The organism is Streptosporangium sandarakinum, from assembly GCF_013409935.1.
Lineage (GTDB): Bacteria > Actinomycetota > Actinomycetes > Streptosporangiales > Streptosporangiaceae > Streptosporangium > Streptosporangium nondiastaticum.
Map to the genome: position 1 here is coordinate 175,249 of NZ_JACCCO010000001.1, position 17,491 is coordinate 192,739.

Annotated in this window: 17 protein-coding genes; 9 read left to right on the forward strand and 8 right to left on the reverse strand. The window is 71.9% G+C overall.

What is annotated here, in order from left to right; genetic code table 11:
• Positions 1-330 precede the first annotated feature (330 nt).
• Positions 331-1,683 carry a HAMP domain-containing sensor histidine kinase gene (locus tag HDA43_RS00865; RefSeq protein WP_312872875.1) on the forward strand — a complete coding sequence of 451 codons (1,353 nt, stop codon included), beginning with the start codon at positions 331-333 and terminating at the stop codon, positions 1,681-1,683.
• Here HDA43_RS00865 and HDA43_RS00870 read toward each other — a convergent pair.
• Together HDA43_RS00870 and HDA43_RS00875 are read right to left on the reverse strand one after the other, a co-directional pair.
• Positions 1,677-2,678: a coiled-coil domain-containing protein gene (locus HDA43_RS00870; protein WP_312872876.1), complete on the reverse strand. Its 1,002-nt coding sequence runs from the start codon at positions 2,676-2,678 to the stop codon at positions 1,677-1,679. The two genes, HDA43_RS00865 and HDA43_RS00870, sit on opposite strands and share 7 nt — an antisense overlap.
• A 169-nt stretch (positions 2,679-2,847) precedes the next feature.
• The gene (locus HDA43_RS00875) at positions 2,848-3,711 is read right to left on the reverse strand and encodes a universal stress protein (protein ID WP_179817834.1); all 864 of its coding nucleotides are present in this window, start codon (positions 3,709-3,711) and stop codon (positions 2,848-2,850) included.
• 204 nt (positions 3,712-3,915) lie between these two features.
• Between HDA43_RS00875 and HDA43_RS00880 the strand changes: the two genes are divergently transcribed.
• Positions 3,916-4,944, forward strand: a complete 1,029-nt coding sequence (locus HDA43_RS00880) for a zinc-binding alcohol dehydrogenase family protein (protein WP_376770445.1) — start codon at positions 3,916-3,918, stop codon at positions 4,942-4,944.
• A gap of 100 nt (positions 4,945-5,044) precedes the next feature.
• Here the strand turns inward: HDA43_RS00880 and HDA43_RS00885 are convergent, their stop codons facing one another.
• The 3 genes from HDA43_RS00885 to HDA43_RS00895 all read right to left on the reverse strand — a co-directional run bounded on the left by HDA43_RS00885 (position 5,045) and on the right by HDA43_RS00895 (position 7,703).
• Positions 5,045-6,202, reverse strand: coding sequence for a glycosyltransferase family 4 protein (locus HDA43_RS00885; protein WP_179817835.1), 1,158 nt, complete (start codon positions 6,200-6,202; stop codon positions 5,045-5,047).
• On the reverse strand, positions 6,199-7,113 hold the full coding sequence (locus HDA43_RS00890) for a sulfotransferase family protein (RefSeq protein WP_179817836.1): 915 nt from the start codon (positions 7,111-7,113) through the stop codon (positions 6,199-6,201). Before HDA43_RS00890 ends, HDA43_RS00885 begins: the two co-directional genes overlap by 4 nt.
• Positions 7,114-7,430: 317 nt before the next feature.
• A complete protein-coding gene (locus tag HDA43_RS00895) occupies positions 7,431-7,703 on the reverse strand; it encodes a GlsB/YeaQ/YmgE family stress response membrane protein (RefSeq protein ID WP_179817837.1) in 273 nt (90 codons plus the stop codon).
• Positions 7,704-8,168: 465 nt separating this feature from the next.
• Between HDA43_RS00895 and HDA43_RS00900 the strand changes: the two genes are divergently transcribed.
• The 4 genes from HDA43_RS00900 to HDA43_RS00915 all read left to right on the forward strand — a co-directional run bounded on the left by HDA43_RS00900 (position 8,169) and on the right by HDA43_RS00915 (position 12,653).
• Positions 8,169-9,011, forward strand: coding sequence for an MIP/aquaporin family protein (locus HDA43_RS00900; protein WP_179817838.1), 843 nt, complete (start codon positions 8,169-8,171; stop codon positions 9,009-9,011).
• 13 nt (positions 9,012-9,024) lie between these two features.
• The gene (gene glpK, locus HDA43_RS00905) at positions 9,025-10,542 is read left to right on the forward strand and encodes a glycerol kinase GlpK (RefSeq protein ID WP_179817839.1); all 1,518 of its coding nucleotides are present in this window, start codon (positions 9,025-9,027) and stop codon (positions 10,540-10,542) included.
• A 142-nt stretch (positions 10,543-10,684) separates the two neighbouring features.
• On the forward strand, positions 10,685-12,367 hold the full coding sequence (locus HDA43_RS00910) for a glycerol-3-phosphate dehydrogenase/oxidase (RefSeq protein WP_376770446.1): 1,683 nt from the start codon (positions 10,685-10,687) through the stop codon (positions 12,365-12,367).
• A 55-nt stretch (positions 12,368-12,422) separates the two neighbouring features.
• Positions 12,423-12,653: a DUF2277 domain-containing protein gene (locus tag HDA43_RS00915; protein WP_179817840.1), complete on the forward strand. Its 231-nt coding sequence runs from the start codon at positions 12,423-12,425 to the stop codon at positions 12,651-12,653.
• A 95-nt stretch (positions 12,654-12,748) separates the two neighbouring features.
• Here the strand turns inward: HDA43_RS00915 and HDA43_RS00920 are convergent, their stop codons facing one another.
• A complete protein-coding gene (locus HDA43_RS00920; protein WP_179817841.1) occupies positions 12,749-13,651 on the reverse strand; it encodes a slipin family protein in 903 nt (300 codons plus the stop codon).
• Between the two features lie 152 nt (positions 13,652-13,803).
• On the opposite strand from HDA43_RS00920, the gene HDA43_RS00925 reads away from it, so the two are divergent.
• Positions 13,804-14,076 (forward strand): DUF1876 domain-containing protein, encoded by a 273-nt coding sequence (locus HDA43_RS00925; RefSeq protein ID WP_179817842.1) that lies wholly within the window; start codon positions 13,804-13,806, stop codon positions 14,074-14,076.
• An 8-nt stretch (positions 14,077-14,084) separates the two neighbouring features.
• Here HDA43_RS00925 and HDA43_RS00930 read toward each other — a convergent pair whose 3' ends face one another.
• Both HDA43_RS00930 and HDA43_RS00935 read right to left on the reverse strand, forming a co-directional pair.
• A complete protein-coding gene (locus HDA43_RS00930; protein WP_179817843.1) occupies positions 14,085-14,414 on the reverse strand; it encodes a hypothetical protein in 330 nt (109 codons plus the stop codon).
• 70 nt (positions 14,415-14,484) lie between these two features.
• Positions 14,485-15,159 (reverse strand): transposase, encoded by a 675-nt coding sequence (locus HDA43_RS00935; RefSeq protein WP_179817844.1) that lies wholly within the window; start codon positions 15,157-15,159, stop codon positions 14,485-14,487.
• Positions 15,160-15,291: 132 nt separating this feature from the next.
• Between HDA43_RS00935 and HDA43_RS00940 the strand changes: the two genes are divergently transcribed.
• Complete coding sequence (locus tag HDA43_RS00940; protein ID WP_179817845.1) at positions 15,292-16,365, forward strand: hypothetical protein; 1,074 nt, start codon at positions 15,292-15,294, stop codon at positions 16,363-16,365.
• Between the two features lie 373 nt (positions 16,366-16,738).
• Positions 16,739-17,443: a ubiquinone/menaquinone biosynthesis methyltransferase gene (locus HDA43_RS00945; protein WP_179817846.1), complete on the forward strand. Its 705-nt coding sequence runs from the start codon at positions 16,739-16,741 to the stop codon at positions 17,441-17,443.
• The last annotated feature ends 48 nt before the right edge of the window (positions 17,444-17,491 follow it).

Here is a 17,491-nt window from a genome sequence, read left to right on the forward strand (position 1 = left end):
GGTCCGGGAGGCGGATGCCGGGGTGCTCCGCCGAGGTCGTCGCGTTCCACGTACCCCGGCGGCCTCGCGGGCCGTGGGATTCCAGGAGGGTCTCGCACCCGGCTTCCCCGATCCGTCCGCGCGGTTTCCCGGAATGATCGCCTGGGCGCTCCACGGAGCGGGCGCCCGGATCGTCGCCGGGAAGAGCGCCGCGAATCCCCTCCGGAGATATTCGCCATCTTGAAGCTTTTTACCCCGCCTTTTGAGTTAATTACCGACATCATGCTTGTTTCTACCCTGTTCCCTAATGACGCGCGTTTAGCGTGATCGTCAGGGGGGCGAAGAAAAACGGTGAGATTTGGACACATCTGGTCATTGCGCGTCCGGATGACGCTGCTGGCGAGCGTCATCATGACAGCGCTGTGCGGGGGAATCTGCGCGCTGATCCTGATCGGTGTGCACGACCGCGTCGTCAACGACCTGTCCGACCGGCTCCTCCTGTACAACATGCGGGTGGTCCGCCTCGTCGAGAAGGGCCAGGTTCCCCCGGTGCTCTCCAGCCGGAAGTCCATTTTCCTCCAGGTGGTCGACCCCGGCGGCCGGGTCACGGCGGCCAGCCCGCAGCTGGCCGGCAGGCCCAGGCTGACCGACCTCGTACCCCCGGACGACAGCTCGCGGGTGGAACGGAAGATCTGCGACGCCCCCGGGTTCCCGGACACCTGCCTGCGCGTCGTGGCCGTCCGGATCGCCGCCGCCGGCGGCGAATGGATCGTCTACGGCGCCGGCCCCACCACCCCGTGGTACGTCAGCCGCTCGCTGCTGCTCAGCCTCCTGGCCGGGTCGGGACTGGTGGTCGGGGCCACGATCGTCGGGGCCTACCGCACCGTCAGCAAGACCCTCCTCCCGGTGGAGGACATCTGCACCGAGCTGGCCGAGATCACCTCCTCCGACCTGGGACGCCGGGTGCCCGTGCCCCCGCACCGGGACGAGATCCACAAGCTGGCGGTGACGGTGAACCAGACCCTGGACCGGCTGGAGGCCGCCGTCGAGCGGGAGCGGCGGTTCGCCTCCGACGCCTCGCACGACCTGCGCAGCCCCATCACCGCGATGCGCACGCAGGTGGAGGAGGCGCTGCTGCACCCGGAGGAGAGCGACTGGCCCTCCGTGGCCGGGGCGGTGCTGGCCAGCCTCGGGCGGCTGCAGGCGATCGTCACCGACCTGCTGGTGCTCTCCCGCCTCGAAGCGGGCGCGGGCGGCCCCCACGCGCGCGTCGACCTGGGAGAGCTGGTCGGCTCCGAGCTGGCGCGCCATGTCCACCGGACGCCCGTCGAGACGCGCCTGGAGCCGGGTGTGCTGGTCGACGCCGACCGCATGCAGCTCGTCCGGCTGCTCACCAACCTCGTGGACAACGCCGACCGGCACGCCGAGTCGGCGATCGTCGTGACGGTGCGGTCCGAGGACGGGCGGAGCGTGCTGGAGGTGCTCGACGACGGCCCCGGGATCCCGCCGGAGCAGCGGGAGTACGTGTTCCGGCGCTTCGCCCGGCTCGACGCCGCGCGCAGCAAGGACAAGGGCGGGACCGGGCTCGGCCTGGCGATCTGCCGGGAGATCGCCGAACGGCACGGCGGGACGCTGACGATCCGCGACTCCGGGAAGGGCGCGCGGTTCGTGGCGAGCTTCCCCGCCTGCCCCGCCGGTCAGTAGACCGAGACGTGGACGTGGTCGAAGTGGTTGGCGGTGACGCCGCCGCGGTTGGACATCGCGCGCCAGCTCCCGGTCCGGGTCTGCCAGATGCGCTGCCGGTAGATGATGTACATGATGCCGAGCCGCCGGGCGTTCTTGATCGCCCAGGCGGCGATCTCGTCGCCGCGCCCGGCCTCGGCCGCCGACGGCATGGCGCCCCCGCCGCTGAGCATGAAGTCGCAGGCGCGGCCGAGGGGGTGCTCGCCGCCGCCCGCGATGCCGCCGTCGACCCGGAAGCAGCCGATCCCGAAGCGCGAGCCGAACCGCTGGGCCACGAGCTGCCGGGTCAGCCGCATCCGCGGGGTGATGTTGTCGGGGCCCGACGGGAGCTGGGGGACCCACGTGCCGTCGGCCCGGCGGACGCCCGGGGTGGGGTAGAGCAGGTCGATCCGGTCCTTGATCTTCTCGATCAGCTTCTCCGCCCGGTCCTTCTCGTCGTCGAGCTTGGCCATGCTCGCCTTCAGCTCGGCCCCGCGGGTCTTGGCCTCGTCCCGGGCCCGGCGGTGGTCGTCGCGGACCTGGACGAACACCCGGAGTTTGGCGTCCTGCTCGGCGACGATCTGCTCGACGAGCGTCAGGCGGTTCAGCATGGCGGCGGGGTCGCCCGAGCCCATCATCGCGGAGACGCCCTCCGTCCCGCTGCTCCGGTACCGCGCGGCGGCCAGCAGGCGGATCTCCCGCGCGGCCCGGTCGAGGTCGCCCTGTGCCCGGCCCAGGCGGTCCCGGGCCGCCTTCTCGGTCTTCTGGACCTTCTGCAGCTCGACGCGGGAGTCGTAGTAACGGGCGATCAGGGACTCGGACTGCTTCTGCATGTCCGCCAGCTCCTTGCGGAGCTGCTTGGCGGTCGGCTTGGGCTCGGCGAGGCCGGCTCCGGCCGGGCCGAGGCACAGCGTCGCGGCGGTGATCGAAGCGACCAGGCCCCGGACCGCGCCCCGCCGCCGGACATCGCGGGACACAGCCGCCACCTCGCTCCCCTTCCCTGAACCCCCGGGCATCGGCCACGGCCCGGCGGCCGGGCGACACCCCCACGCCCGGCGGGCGATCGGAAAGGATGCTCCCGCAATTACGGTGCTTGCGGCAAATCTTGCATTACGGTCGTCCGTTGCGGGGGCCGGGAACGCCAGGTCACTCGGGCGCGGGCACCACGACGACCGGGCAGCGGGCGTGGTGCAGCGCCCCGTGGCCGACCGAGCCGAGCACCGCCGACCCCAGCCTTCCCAGCCCGCGCGAGCCGACCACCAGCAGGTCGGCCGTCTCCGACGCCTCCCGCAACGCGACGACCGGATGCTCGCACACGACCGACCTGATCACCGGGACGTGCGGGTACCGCTCCAGCCACGGGGCGAGCGCCCGCTCCGCCGTCTTCTCCGCCCCGGCGGAGACCTCCTCCAGCAACGGCGTGTAGACCATCGTGTACGGTCCCATCACCGGTGCCTCCCAGGCGTGCACCGCGCGCACCCGGGCCCCGCGCCGCGCCGCCTCCTCGAAGGCGTACTCCAGCGCCGCCTGCGAGGGCGGGGACCCGTCGAAGCCGACCGCGACCTCGCCGCTCCCGCGCTCCGTCTCGCCCTGGACGACCACGACCGGCACGGCCACGCGGCCCGCCAGCCGCTGCGGGACGGACCCCAGCAGCAGCTCGCGGAAGCCGCCCCGCCCGCGTTGGCCGAGCACGAGCTGCGCCGCGTCCCCGGACGCGCGGCGCAGCACCTCGGCCGCGGGCCCGCCCTCCAGCCTCTCCTCCACCTCCAGCCCCGGGACGCGGTCACGCGCCAGGTCGACCGCGTCCGCCAGCACCCGGCGGCACTGCTCCGACACCGCCGCGCCGTACTGGGACTCGGAGAACACCGGGAGGTCGTAATCCATCCCCTCGCAGGCGTGCACGACCCGCAGGACGGCGCCGCGCCGTACCGCGTCGTCGGCGGCCCACCCGACCGCCGCCTGGGACGGGGACGAGCCGTCGGTCCCCACCACGACCACGTCCGTCGCCATGTCACCCCTCCTCGCGACCGTCCTCACCTCGTCTTGTGCCCGCCGACCGTCACCCCGGCCCAAAGAGCCGGTCATCGATCATCTCCGGGACGGATTCCCCGGCCCGCCGCGCGGGGAATGACGGGGAGGACGCGGCGCGCGGGCGCCCGCCGCATGCTCGCCGGTCCCGCGCGGAGGGACGGAAGGACGCGAACGGAGGGCACCATGGCCGGGCACGTGACGGTTCCGGAGGAGATGGACGCCTGGGTGGTCGCCAGGCCCGGGCCGATCGCCTCGGGCCCCCTGGAGCGGGTCCGCCTGCCGGTCCCCCGGCCGGGGCCGGGCGAGGTGCTGGTCGAGGTGGAGGCGTGCGCCGTCTGCCGCACCGACCTGCACCTCGCCGAGGGCGACCTGCCCCCGCGGCGCCCGCGGACCGTCCCCGGCCACGAGGTGGTGGGCCGGGTGGCGGCCCGGGGTCCGGGCACCGTACGGCTCGCCGCCGGGGAGCGGGTGGGCGTGGCCTGGCTCCGCTCGACCTGCGGGCGCTGCCGCCACTGCCTGCGCGGCGCGGAGAACCTGTGCCCGTACTCCGCCTACACCGGCTGGGACGCCGACGGCGGCTACGCCCGCTACCTGACCGTCCCGGAGGACTACGCCTACCGGCTGCCCGAGGACGGCGCGGCCGAGAAGCTGGCGCCGCTGCTGTGCGCCGGGATCATCGGCTACCGCGCCCTGGCCCGCAGCGAGCTGCCGCGCGGCGGGCGCCTGGGCGTCTACGGCTTCGGCGCCTCGGCCCACCTGACCGCGCAGATCGCCATCGCCCAGGGGGCCACCGTGCACGTCCTGACCCGCTCGGCCAGGGCCCGGGAGCTGGCCCTGGAGCTGGGGGCGGCCTCCGCGGGCGGCGCGGCGGACGCCCCGCCCGAACCGCTGGACGCCGCGATCCTGTTCGCCCCGGCGGGCGAGCTGGTGCCCGTCGCCCTGGAGGCCCTGGACCGGGGCGGCACCCTGGCCGTGGCGGGCATCCACCTCAGCGACGTGCCGGTGCTCGACTACCGGCGGCACCTGTTCCAGGAGCGGACGCTGCGCAGCGTCACCGCCAACACCCGGGCCGACGGCCGGGCGTTCCTGGAGATCGCCGTGGCCCATCCGCCGAAGGTGACGACCGTGCCCTACCCGTTCGGCGCGGCCGGCCGGGCGCTGGCCGACCTGGCCGCCGACCGCGTCGAGGGCGCCGCCGTACTGCTGATGTGACCGGCACGCGCCCGGCATCCGGCGGGCACCGCCCGCCGTGCCCCGTCCGGGAGTACGGCGGGAGCATGACGGGAGTACGGCGGGCCGCGCGGCGGGTCCCTCAGCCGGCCTGCGGGGCGGCCGACAGCTCGGTGAACAGGTCCTCCCACATCGGCATGATCACCTCGGGGACGTAGTCGCGGGCCGTGCGGGCGGCCTCGGCGCCCAGCCGCAGGCGCAGCTCCCGGTCCCCGATGACGCGGATCAGCGTCCCGGCCAGCGCGTCGACGTCCTTGGGCGGGACCAGCAGCCCGTCCACCCCGTCGGTCAGCACGTCGCGCGGACCGGTCGGGCAGTCGAACGCGACGACCGGCAGCGCGTGGGACATCGCCTCGATCATCACCATCGGCAGGCCCTCGAACCGGGAGCTGAGCGCGTACACCGAGGCTTGAGCCAGTTTCTCGTCCAGCCTGGGGGTGCGGCCCATCAGCTCGACGTTGCCGTCGAGGCCGAGCTCGCCGATGAGCGCGCTCAGCTCGGTCTTCTTCGGGCCGGTGCCGTAGATGTGCAGCCGCCAGCCGGGGAAGCGCCGCACGACCTGGGCGAACGCCGGGATGAGCAGGTCGAGGCCCTTCTGCTTGACGAGCCGGCCGGCCGCGACCACGATCGGGTTCTCCTGGGCGGAGGGCGTCCGGCGCAGGGTGTGGATCGCGTTGGGGATGCGGACGACCGGCGTGCCGGGCAGCAGGCGCCGGTAGGTGTCGCGGTCGGTGCCGGTGAGCACCGCGACCGCGTCCAGCCCGCCGTAGTGGCGGGCGATCTGCCGGCGCACGCTCTCGCGGTAGGTGGCGAAGTTCATGTGCTCCTGGGCGACGCGGACCACGCCGCTCGGGCCGCGCCGGGCGGAGATGAGGTTCAGCGCCGGGCGGGTGGTGACCAGGACGCCGCCGTCGAGGGCGGAGACGTAGTCGATGACGGCCTTCTCCACGCGCTCGGTGAAGTAGCCCGCGGCGAACTCCCCGCGCGGGACGACCTTGCCGCGCACCCTCCGCCAGATCCGGCGGCCCACCGAGTCGGCGTGCACGCCGCCGCGCTGGTCGACCAGCGTGGTGACCTCCACGCGCCGGTCGATGGGGAACTGGTGCGTGGCGCGGCGCCGTACCACGCTGACGATCTCGACGTCGTGGCCGGCCGCGGCCATGGCGTTGGCCTGGTTGACCACCGTCCGGATCGTGCCGCCCATGCCGTAGGCGTGCAGGAGCATGTAGCGGATCCTCACCGGCTCTCGTCCCCGCCGAGGTAACCCCAGGTGCGGCACATCGGGCGGAGTTCCTCGGGGATCTCCTCCGCCCGGGGCAGGGCGCGTCCCTCCTGGACCTTCCCGGACCGGATCTTGTCCTTCCAGTCGCCGAGCCCCTTCTGGACGACCGCCTGCTCGCCGTAGGCGAGCATTCCCGGCTCCCACGGGAGGCCCAGGAAGTCGCAGATCCGGCGGGTCTCGGCCTCGGGGCCGGCGGTCAGGTCCTCGTAGCGGACGGTCAGGCCGGTCAGGTCTCCTCTGGCACGTTCCACGGCCTTCATGTAGCGCAGCGCGTCGAGCGCGGCATCGTGCGGGGTGCGCCGGTCGGGGCTCGCCTCGTGCCAGGAGGTCGCGATGGAGGCGGGGTGGCGCAGCAGGAAGACGAACCGGGCGTCGGGCCAGCAGGTGGCGATGCGCCGGTGGGCGAAGGCGTTGGCCGGGGTCTTGTCCACGATGTGGGCCTTGCCGCTGCGGACCAGCTCGCGGTGGAGGACCCGGTCCCACAGCAGGTGCTCCAGGTCGGCCTGGTTGTGGCCGAGGGCCTCCATCGCGCGTGTGGCGAGCGGGGTGGTGAGCCCGACGGACAGCCGCCGCACGTGCAGCTCGTGCGGGGCGTGCAGCATCGGGTGGGCGTTGAGCATCGCGCGCAGCAGGGTGGAGCCCGACCGGACCGGCGAGAGGATGAAGATCGGGGCGGTGAGCAGCCGGTCGGTCTCCGGGTCGGCGGGGGGCCGGACGAGGTCGGCCGCCGCCACGGCGGGCGCCCGTCCCGTGCCCTTCGCCACCGGCCCGGCCCCGGATTTCGCTCCGGGTCCCGTCTTCGCGACGCGAGTGATCTGGAACCCGGTCAGCTCCCTCACCGCGGCGTTGGCCTTGCGTTTCCAGTTCATGTCATGGAAACTACCGAGCTTTCCTGGCAGTGACCTGGGATTTCCTGACGGTTACCTGGGAGTCCCCTGAGAGTGTCCGGGCCTTCCGCCGGGCGGAGGCGGCCCCTTCCGCCGGGTGGGGACGGCCCCATCCGCCGGCCCGAGGACGGGCCAGAGCGAGCCGGGGACGGGCGGGCGGAGGCCGGTCGGCGGGCGGCGGGCGGCGGCCGGACGGGGGCGGGCATGCGGCGGCGGCCCCGCTCCCCGCCCGGATGGGCGTGGGGAGCGGGGCCGCCGGCGGTTCTCACCGTCCCGCACCGTTGCGGGGGTGGAGGCGTTTACCGGACGCCGCGCCTGCGGTACAGGCTGACGGTCAGGATGACGCCGATCGCCGCGACGGCCACCTGGAGGAGCAGCTCGATCCAGTCGACGCCCGAGGTGTGGGCGACGCCGAGGGCTCCGGCGATGGCGGTACCGATGAAGGCGGCGACGATGCCGATCACGATGGTCAGCCAGATCGGGATGTGCTGCTTGCCCGGAACGGCGAGACGGCCGAGAGCACCGACGATGGCCCCGATGACGATGGCGGTGATGATTCCAGTAACAGTCATGTTCGCACTTCCTTTTGCTCGGCTGCCGATCGTCTGCCCCGGCGCGGGAGGACAACACATAACAGAACAATTACGGTGCGATGGGACGGGGGAACGTCCAGCTCAGGACCCATTTCGGCGATCACGGAAAAGGCCGTGGAGGCCCGGGACGGCCTTCGTCAGAGGGCCCCGGGCGAGTGACGGAAGGGCCGGGAGAAGCCAGGGGGAAGGCCGTGAAAGGCCGCGGGAAGGCCGCGGTAAGGCGCGGGGAGAACGCCCGGAGAGCGCGAGGAGAACGCGGGCCGAACCGGGGTGACGCCCGGCGGACGGCCTCACCGAGGCCCTCCCCATGGATAAGCGTGAACCTTTATTGACGGATAAAGCCGTGTGACAAGTGGTTCAGGCGGATATTCCGTTACTTATCGGGCAAGACTGCTCGGTTTCGGAGCGGGAGGGCGGGCCGTACGGCTTCGAGAAGGGGCGTGCATGGCGGACCCGAGGAGGCTCCCCGGTCTCACCGCCGAGCTGGCCGCGGAGTTCGCCGGCACGGCGATCCTGATCCTGTTCGGGGTGGGCGTCGTGGCGCAGGTCGTCGCCGCCGACATCGGAAACCACGACAGCATCTCCTGGGCGTGGGGCCTGGGCGTCACCTTCGGCGTCTACACCGCCGGCCGGATCAGCGGCGCGCACCTCAACCCGGCCGTCACCGTCGCGCTCGCCGCGTTCAAGGGCTTCTCCTGGCGCAAGGTGCTGCCGTACTGCGTGGCGCAGATCGCCGGGGCGTTCGTCGCCGCGCTGGTCGTGCGGTGGAACTACACCGAGTTGCTGCACGCCGCCGACCCGGGACTGACCATCAAGACGCAGGGCGTCTTCTCCACCCTGCCCGGCAACGGCTCGCTGCCCGTCGGCCTCTGGGGCGCCTTCCGCGACCAGGTGATCGGCACCGCGATCCTGCTGTTCCTCATCTTCGCCGTCATCGACGAGCTGAACACCCCGCCCGGCGCGAACCTGGCCCCCCTCGTCATCGGGCTGATCGTGGTGGCGATCGGCATGGCCTGGGGCGCCGACGCCGGCTACGCCATCAACCCCGCCCGCGACTTCGGACCGCGCCTGGCCTCCTTCCTCACCGGCTACGGGACCGCCTGGCAGGACCAGTACGGCCGGCTCTACTTCTGGGTGCCGATCGTGGGCCCGCTGATCGGCGGCGTCCTGGGCGGCGCCCTGTACGAGGTCCTCGTCGGCCGGTTCCTGCGGGCCGGGGAGAAACCGGAACCCGGCAGGCTGCCTCCCGAACCACCCTCCCCCGGAGAGAGGTCACCGGCACCGTGAAGGAGGGACACCCATGGCGGACTTCGTCGGAGCAGTCGACCAGGGGACCACGAGCACCCGATTCATGATCTTCGACCACGGCGGCAACGAGATCGCCCGCCACCAGCTCGAACACGAGCAGATCCTGCCCCGCGCGGGCTGGGTCGAGCACAATCCGGTGGAGATCTGGGAACGCACCCGCTCGGTGATCGAGACCACGCTGTCCAGATCCCTCGTGACCGCCTCCGACCTCGTCGCCCTGGGGATCACCAACCAGCGCGAGACCACGGTGGTGTGGAACCGGCGCACCGGCCGGCCGTACCACAACGCGATCGTCTGGCAGGACACCCGCACCGACCGCATCGCCTCGGCCCTGGACCGCGACGGCCGCGGCGACGTCATCCGCCGCAAGGCCGGCCTGCCCCCGGCCACCTACTTCTCCGGCGGGAAGATCCAGTGGATCCTGGAGAACGTCGACGGGGTCCGCCGGGCAGCCGAGGACGGCGAGGCGATCTTCGGCAACACCGACACCTGGCTGCTGTGGAACCTCACCGGCGGAAGGGACGGCGGCGTCCACGTCACCGACCCCACCAACGCCAGCCGCACCATGCTCATGGACCTCGAAACGCTGGAGTGGGACGACGAACTGCTGTCGTTCTTCGGCATCCCCCGCGCCATGCTGCCCGCCATCCGGCCCTCCTCCGACCCCACCCTGTACGGCGTCACCCGGCCGACCGGTCCCCTCGGCCGCGAGGTGCCCCTGTCCGGTGACCTCGGCGACCAGCAGGCCGCGACCGTCGGCCAGGTCTGCTTCTCCCCGGGGGAGGCCAAGAACACCTACGGCACCGGCAACTTCCTGCTGCTCAACACCGGCCACGAACCGGTCCGCTCCAAGAACGGCCTGCTGACCACCGTCTGCTACCGCTTCGGGGCGGACCGGCCGGTGTACGCGCTGGAGGGGTCGATCGCGGTGACCGGCTCGGCGGTGCAGTGGCTGCGCGACCAGCTCGGCATCATCTCCGGGGCCGCCGAGAGCGAGGCGCTGGCCCGCCAGGTGCCGGACAACGGCGGCATCTACTTCGTGCCGGCGTTCTCCGGCCTGTTCGCCCCCTACTGGCGCTCCGACGCCCGCGGCGCGATCGTCGGGCTGTCGCGGTACAACACCAACGCCCACCTGGCCCGGGCCACACTGGAGGCGATCTGCTACCAGAGCCGCGACGTGGTCGAGGCGATGCGGCAGGACTCCGGCGTCACCCTGGACGTGCTGCGGGTCGACGGCGGCGTCACCGCCAACGACCTGTGCATGCAGATCCAGGCCGACGTGCTCGGCGTGCCCGTCTCCAAGCCGGTCGTCGCCGAGACCACCGCCCTGGGCGCCGCCTACGCCGCCGGCCTGGCGATGGGCTTCTGGAAGTCCACCGACGGGCTGCGGCAGAACTGGAACGAGGAGCGGCGCTGGGAGCCGAGATGGAGCGACGAGCAGCGCGAGCACGGATACACGTGCTGGAAGAAGGCCGTGGAGCGCACGTTCGGCTGGGTGGACGTCGACTGACCGCGCGCCCCGCCGTACCCCGGCCGGGCACGCCGCCGGACGCGCCGCCCGCCACGGCCGGACCACCCGGTCCGGGAGGTCCGGGAGGTCCGGGAACAACGCCCGCCCCGCGCAGGCGGGGCGACGACACGGGAGGTGCCCGTTGAACGAGCCGGCATTGGGACCGCTGTACCGGGAGTCGGCGCTGCGGCGGATGGGTGAGAAAGAGTACGACGTGCTGGTCATCGGCGGTGGGATCGTCGGCGCGGGAACCGCGCTCGACGCCGCGTCGCGTGGCCTGACGGTCGCGCTGATCGAGGCGGACGACTGGGCGGCCGGCAGCTCCAGCAGGTCCAGCAAGCTGATCCACGGGGGCCTGCGCTACCTGGAGCAGTTCGAGTTCGGGCTGGTGCGGGAGGCGCTGAAGGAACGCCACCTGCTGCTGACCCGGCTGGCGCCGCACCTCGTCTGGCCGGTGCCGTTCCTCTACCCGCTCACGCACCGCCTCTGGGAGCGGTTCTACGTCGGCGCGGGCATGACCCTCTACGACTTCCTGGGCGGGCTGCGCACCGTCATGCCCCGGCACCGGCACCTGACCCGCCGCGGCGCCCTGCGGGAGGCCCCTGCCCTGCGCCCCGACTCGCTGGTCGGGGCCCTGCAGTACTTCGACGCCCACACCGACGACGCGCGGCTGGCGGTGGCGATCGTGCGGACGGCCGCCCGGTACGGCGCCGCCGTCGCCAACCGGGTGCGCGCCACCGGTCTGCTCCGCGACGGCGAACGCGTCGTGGGAGCGCACGTGACGGACCTGGAGAGCGGCTCGGGGATGGACATCCGCGCCCGCGTGGTGATCGGCGCCACCGGGGTCTGGACCGACGAGATGCTGCGGCTGGCCGGGGCCGGGAAGAGCGCCACCGTGCGGCCGTCGAAGGGGGTCCACCTGGTGGTCCGCCGCGACCGGCTCGACCTGCGCACGGCGCTGATCCTGCGGACCGAGAAGAGCGTGCTGTTCGTGATCCCCTGGGACGACTACTGGATCATCGGCACCACCGACACGCCGTGGACCTTGGCCCGGGACCACCCGGTGGCCAACCATGCCGACATCGACTACATCCTCGACCACGTCAACGCGGTGCTGACCACCCCCCTGGGCCACGACGACGTCGAGGGCGTCTACGCCGGGCTGCGGCCGCTGATCTCCGGCGCCGCGACCGGCACGGAGAAGCTCTCGCGCGAGCACCTGGTCGCCAACCCGGTGCCGGGCCTGGTGACGGTCAGCGGCGGCAAGTACACCACCTACCGCGTCATGGCCAGGGACGCCGTCGACTCCGCCGCCGACGAGCTGGGTCCCGGCGTGCCGGAGTCGGTCACCGAGCGGCTGCCGCTGCTGGGCGCGACCGGCTACGAGGCCGTGTGGAACGGCCGCCGCAACCTCGCCGAACGGTACGGGCTCAGCGTGAGCCGGATGGAGCGGCTGCTGCGCCGCTACGGGTCGGGCGTCGAGGAGCTGCTGGAGATCGTCGGGGCCGAGCCGATGCTCGGGGAGCCGCTGTTCGCGGCGCCGGACTACCTGCGGGCCGAGATCGTCTACGCGGCGTCGCACGAGCAGGCGCTGCACCTTTCGGACGTGCTGGCCCGCCGCACCCACGTCGCCATCGAGCAGCGGGACCGGGGCCTGGCGGTCGCGCCCCAGGCGGCGGCCCTCGTCGCGCCGGTGCTGGGCTGGAACGCGGAGACGATCCGGCACGAGACCGAGGAGTACCACCGGCTGGTCCACGCCGAGCTGGCCGCCGAGAGGCAGCCGGACGACGAGCACGCCGAGGAGGCCCTGCTCTCCTCCCGCTGACATCCGCGCCGCGGGACGGTGGAACGGCGGGGCGGGGATGGCGTACGGTCCTGTCATGTGCCGGAGCATCAAGACCCTTCGTGAGCCGTACGCCAGCGACGTGACGGACGAGGACGTGCGCGCCGCCGCGCTGCAGTACGTCCGCAAGATCTCCGGGTTCCGGGCCCCGTCGGCACGCAACGCCGAGGTCTTCGACCGGGCCGTGGAGACCGTCGCCGCCGCGACCCAGGCCCTGCTGGACGAACTGCACCTCAACCGGCCGGCCACGCGGCAGCCGGGCGCCTGACGCCCGGCCGGCTCCCCCGGTGGGCCGCGTGAACCAGGCGGGGCCCGCGCGGGTCGGGCAGAGTCCCGGCCGGCTCGGGCGGGGTCCCGCGCGGGTCAGGTCGGGTCGACCGGCTCGCCCTCGCGGGGCCGTACGAGGTCGCGCAGGCTCTCCGGGACGGGCGTGCCGGCGGGGAGGGAGTCCTGCCCCGGTGACGCGGCGCCCGTCGGCGCGGAGCCCTTCGCCGCGACGCTCTTCGACACGGCGCCCGCCATCCGGTCGAAGAAGCGCAGCATCTCGACCGGGAAGGGCATCACCAGCGTGGAGTTGCGCTCCGCCGCGACCTCCACGACGGTCTGCAGCAGGCGCAACTGCATGGCCCCCGGGGTGTCGTGCATGATGCCCGCCGCGTCGGCGAGCTTCCTGGACGCCTGGAACTCCCCGTCCGCCGTGATGACGCGGGCCCGGCGCTCACGCTCGGCCTCGGCCTGGCGCGACATCGACCGCTTCATGGTCTCGGGAAGCTGCACGTCCTTGATCTCCACACGGTCGATGTGGATGCCCCAGCCGATCGCCGGGCTGTCGATCATCAGCTCCAGCCCCTCGTGCAGGCGCTCGCGGTTGCACAGCAGGTCGTCCAGCTCGCTCTTGCCGATGATCGAGCGCAGCGACGTCTGGGCCACCTGGCCGACGGCGAACAGGTAGTCCTCCACCTCGATGGCCGCCTTCATGGGGTCCACGACCCGGAAATAGACGACCGCGTCCACCTTGACCGAGACGTTGTCGCGGGTGATGCCCTCCTGGGCGGGCACCGGCATCGTGACGATCTGGACGTTGACCTTCTTCATCCGGTCCACGACCGGGATGAGGATCGCCAGGCCCGGACGGCGCGGGGCCGGCAGCGCCCTGCCGAACCGGAAGACGATGCCCCGCTCGACCTGGTTGACCACGCGGGCTCCACCCAGCACGACCCAGGCGATAAGGAAACCAATGATCCCGTACAAGATGTCGAAGAACATCTCACACCCCCCTTTTCTTCAGCATTCGCCTGGCTTTTCACCGGCAAGTAGGGCCGAAGGTCCCGAAGGCGTAAGGACCTTTCCGGGCGGGTCCAAGGTCCCTTCCCCGCGGGCCGGGCAGGGGTGACGCTGTGGCATAGGGGGTGTTCGCCATGGAAGCCAAGCAGTGGAACGTGCAGATCTCCATCAGTGAGGACGACAACGACGACGTCACCACGGCCAGGGCCGTGCTGTTCACCGACCGCGGCAAGCGGCACGAGGGCGTCGCGCACGCGCGGCGCAACCCCGTCGACCAGCCGGTGCCGGATATCGGCGACGAGCTGGCGGCGGGCCGCGCGCTGTCCACCCTGGCCGCCCAGCTCATCCAGGACGGTGCCCAGGACGTCGCCCAGACGGCGGGTTCCGCCCGCGAGTACGGGGGTTAGGGCGTGTTTTAGAAGTAGGTTGATGTGCTGGCTGGCCGTCCCGGATAGGTGCGGGCGGCCATCCAGATGGTTGGGTCCTGGGCGATCTCGCCGCGGTCATGGCTGGTCATCACCTCGTGTCCGTGACGCTGAGTGTCCCGTCGGACGACCTCGTGACCGCCGTCGTCGGTGACCGCGGCCGAGGCGGACCACGAGGGGTCATCCTCGCCCGGCTGAATGACCACGAAGGTGTTGCCCGTTGTGTTCAGGTCGCCGGTCAGCACGAACAGGGCCTCTTCGGAGGGGTCGTCGATGTGGTCGCCGTTCTCGCTGTCAGCGCGGTAGTACGTGGCGGTCACCGATGCTCTCCCCGGGTTGGATCAACCGCTGCCCGGGTCGGCGTGACAGCCGGCCGAATGTCCGGGAAGGTCACAGCCGGTCATTGATCACGGCGATGTGGATGGTCGCCTCATGGCGGACGGCGAGCTTGTCATGGCGGGTGGCCACCGCCCGATGGCGCTTGAGCCGGTTGATCCCGCACTCGACCGCGTGGCGCGGTGCGTGGTCGCCGCGTTCGAACAGCGGGGGGCGCCCATCCCGACGACCACGTCGCTTGCGGTGGTTCCGCTGGTCGGCCGGTTCGGGAATCGTCGCGCGGATACCGCGCCGGCGTTGATGGGTGCGATTGGCGCGGGAGGAGTAGGCCTTGTCGGCCCGTACCCGCATCGGCCCGGTACGAGGACGGCCGCCACCCGGGCGGGACACCCCGATGGCCTCCAACACGGTGATGAACTGCGGGCTGCCCCCGCGCTGCCCGGCGGTGACGAGCAGGGACAGCGCCTTGTGGCCCTGCTCGCACGCCAGATGAATCTTGGTGGTCGGCCCGTCGCGGGAACGGCCCAGGGCGTGGTCGTCGGGCTCGGTCCGCACCCCGCCCGGCGGCTGTTTTTGCGCGGCCCCGTCGCGGCGGGCGCCGGTACGCACCCGCCGGCGGATCCCGTCGATCAACCGCCGTCGGCACCCGGCCGGACGCCCCGTCTCCGCCACGGGCAGCAACGGTTCCAGTACCGCCCACTGCTCGTCCGTTGAATCTCCACGCCCCACGCCCGGAGATCATCTCGGCGAACAGCCTCGCTTGGAGCCGACTTCTGAAACACGCCCTGGACGACGGCCGATCACGTGCCTTCCCCCGCGAGGGGGAGGTGGCCACGGCCACGAGTTCCTAGCGTGATCCGCATGACCAGAACCATCCGGACATTCGGCGCGCTCCTGTCGATCGCCGTGACCGCCGTGGGGATCCTGTGGTGGACGACTCCTACGAGTTACCCGTTCGGCGCGGCCGACCGCATCAAAGTGTCGCTCACACACCTGCTCGAGCACGACGTGACCGGCCCGATGACCGTGGCCGCCGGAATCGTGGGCCTGGTGGTGATCTTCGGGCCAGGGCCGCTCGTGCGCGCCGGCGCGGTCGCCGAGCTGCTCTTCTTCGGCGTGGTGCTCTCCGACGCCGGCATCATGATCGTCCTCGCCTACGGCATGGCGATCCTGGGACCCGTGGCCCTGCTCGTCGTCGTGGTCATGGCGGCCGCGCGCAGGAAGGCGTTCGGCCTGGTGGGCATCACCGCGCTGGCCGTTCTGGTGGTGGCGGACACGATCACCGGGTTCGGCGCGCTGAGCCTGGTGGGACGCTATCTGGGCAATGTCGCGGGGAGCTTCGCCTCGTTCGGCGGACGGCTTAGCTGGACGCTGGCCAACGCCGCGGCCTGCGCGGTGTGGGCGGTGATCACGATGAAGGCGTTCAGGACGGGCGAACCGCCGCGCTGGATCAGACCCGAGTCCGCCGACAAATGGGGACGTATCGTCACGATCGGGGCGGCGATGTGCCCGCTTCCGTACGCGTTGTACCGGCTGACCTGGCTGACCCCGTGGCCCACCGACTCCGACATCACCGGGCCGCTCAGCGCCGACACACGGCTCCAGGGACTGCTTCTCGCGTTCGCCGCGTTGGCGGGCGCCGTACTGACCATCGGGCTGATCAGCAGGTGGGGCGAGGTGTTCCCACGCTGGGTGCCGATCTTCTACGGGCGTCCCGTCCCGGTACGGCTGCCGGTCATCGTCGGAGGGACGGTCGCGGGCATCTGCTGCCTGGCCTCGCCGGGGCTCGTGATCGACTCCGTCATGCGCGGCCAGCCCGTCGCGCTGCTGCTCTGGCCGTACCCGCTGTGGGGTGCGCTGCTCGCCGCTGCCGTCCTGGCCTACTGGCTGCGCCACCGGTCCGCACCGGAAAGATTCCGTGTCGGACCTTCCTGATACATCCAGATCTCAGATCGTGGGCCCGTCGGTTTGTCCTTCGTGCAGGCCTCGCTAGAGAAGGGTGTCATCTGCGGTCTCGCGACCGTGAGGGCGAGCACCGTCCATGTCCGGACCACGCGGTCCGGACTGCGTGCCGTCGTGTCAGGTGGAAGCGTTGCCGGACCGGCCCCTGGCCCAGCGGGGCGTTGACCATCTCCTGAAGCCGGTCGCGTCCGACGGTGCCGAGCGCACCGGTCAGGGCTTGGGCGAGCTTGCCGAACGGGTCGTCCATCGGCGACTCCTGCACCTTCCCGGCCAGTGATCCCCCGGACGGGGGAAGAACACCGGCGATGCCCCTGGCACTATGGCAGCTGACTGAGGAGCCGCACAGATGCCAGCACAGGGAACGCCGTCGTCCAAAGGCCAGGAGATCCAGCGGACGTTCGACAGGATCACTGACTACTACGACCTGATGAATCGCCTCATGACTCTGGGACGGCATGCCGCCTGGTGCCGGGAGATCGCGGCGGGCGCGAGAGTCCCGTCAGGTGGCAGCATGCTCGACATCGCCACCGGGACCGGCGTCATCGCGCTCGCCGCGTTGGAGAGATATCCGAACTCGACCGTCCACGCCGTCGATTTCTCGGAGCGGATGCTGGCGGCGGCGGCGAGCAAACCGGGGGCCTCCGCCATCACGTGGCAGCAGGCGGACGCCAACGACCTGCCCTTCGGCGACGAGTCCTTCGACGCCGTCACGCACGGCTATCTCCTGCGGAACGTGGAGAATGTCGAGCGCGTGCTCGAAGAGCAGTACCGGGTGCTCAAACCCGGAGGCCGGGTCGTCATGCTGGAGACCTGCCCGCCGCGCGGACCGCTCCGTTACCCGGTGGAGCTGGGGGTCCGGATCGTGATTCCCCTCCTCGGCCAGGTGGTCGCCCGCGATCGGAAGTCGTACGCCTATCTGCAGGAATCCACGCTCGGCTTCATGACTCCGCAGGAGGTCTCCGAGGTCCTCCGCCGGGTCGGCTTCAGCTCCATCGCGTGGAAGAAAAGGTTCCTCGGCACCCACATGATCATATCGGCGGAAAAACGGTAAGTCTTCGGACATGACCCTTGGTCGATATCGGCTGTGCGGGTCCCTTGG

Excerpts from the sequence above, each read along its gene's own strand:
- HDA43_RS00875 (WP_179817834.1), bottom strand. The coding sequence starts at position 3,711 with ATGGCGACGGACGTGGTCGTGGTGGGGACCGACGGCTCGTCCCCGTCC.
- HDA43_RS00880 (WP_376770445.1), top strand. The coding sequence starts at position 3,916 with ATGGCCGGGCACGTGACGGTTCCGGAGGAGATGGACGCCTGGGTGGTC.
- HDA43_RS00890 (WP_179817836.1), bottom strand. The coding sequence starts at position 7,113 with ATGAACTGGAAACGCAAGGCCAACGCCGCGGTGAGGGAGCTGACCGGG.
- HDA43_RS00895 (WP_179817837.1), bottom strand. The coding sequence starts at position 7,703 with ATGACTGTTACTGGAATCATCACCGCCATCGTCATCGGGGCCATCGTC.
- HDA43_RS00900 (WP_179817838.1), top strand. The coding sequence starts at position 8,169 with ATGGCGGACCCGAGGAGGCTCCCCGGTCTCACCGCCGAGCTGGCCGCG.
- glpK (WP_179817839.1), top strand. The coding sequence starts at position 9,025 with ATGGCGGACTTCGTCGGAGCAGTCGACCAGGGGACCACGAGCACCCGA.
- HDA43_RS00915 (WP_179817840.1), top strand. The coding sequence starts at position 12,423 with ATGTGCCGGAGCATCAAGACCCTTCGTGAGCCGTACGCCAGCGACGTG.
- HDA43_RS00920 (WP_179817841.1), bottom strand. The coding sequence starts at position 13,651 with ATGTTCTTCGACATCTTGTACGGGATCATTGGTTTCCTTATCGCCTGG.
- HDA43_RS00925 (WP_179817842.1), top strand. The coding sequence starts at position 13,804 with ATGGAAGCCAAGCAGTGGAACGTGCAGATCTCCATCAGTGAGGACGAC.
- HDA43_RS00940 (WP_179817845.1), top strand. The coding sequence starts at position 15,292 with ATGACCAGAACCATCCGGACATTCGGCGCGCTCCTGTCGATCGCCGTG.
- HDA43_RS00945 (WP_179817846.1), top strand. The coding sequence starts at position 16,739 with ATGCCAGCACAGGGAACGCCGTCGTCCAAAGGCCAGGAGATCCAGCGG.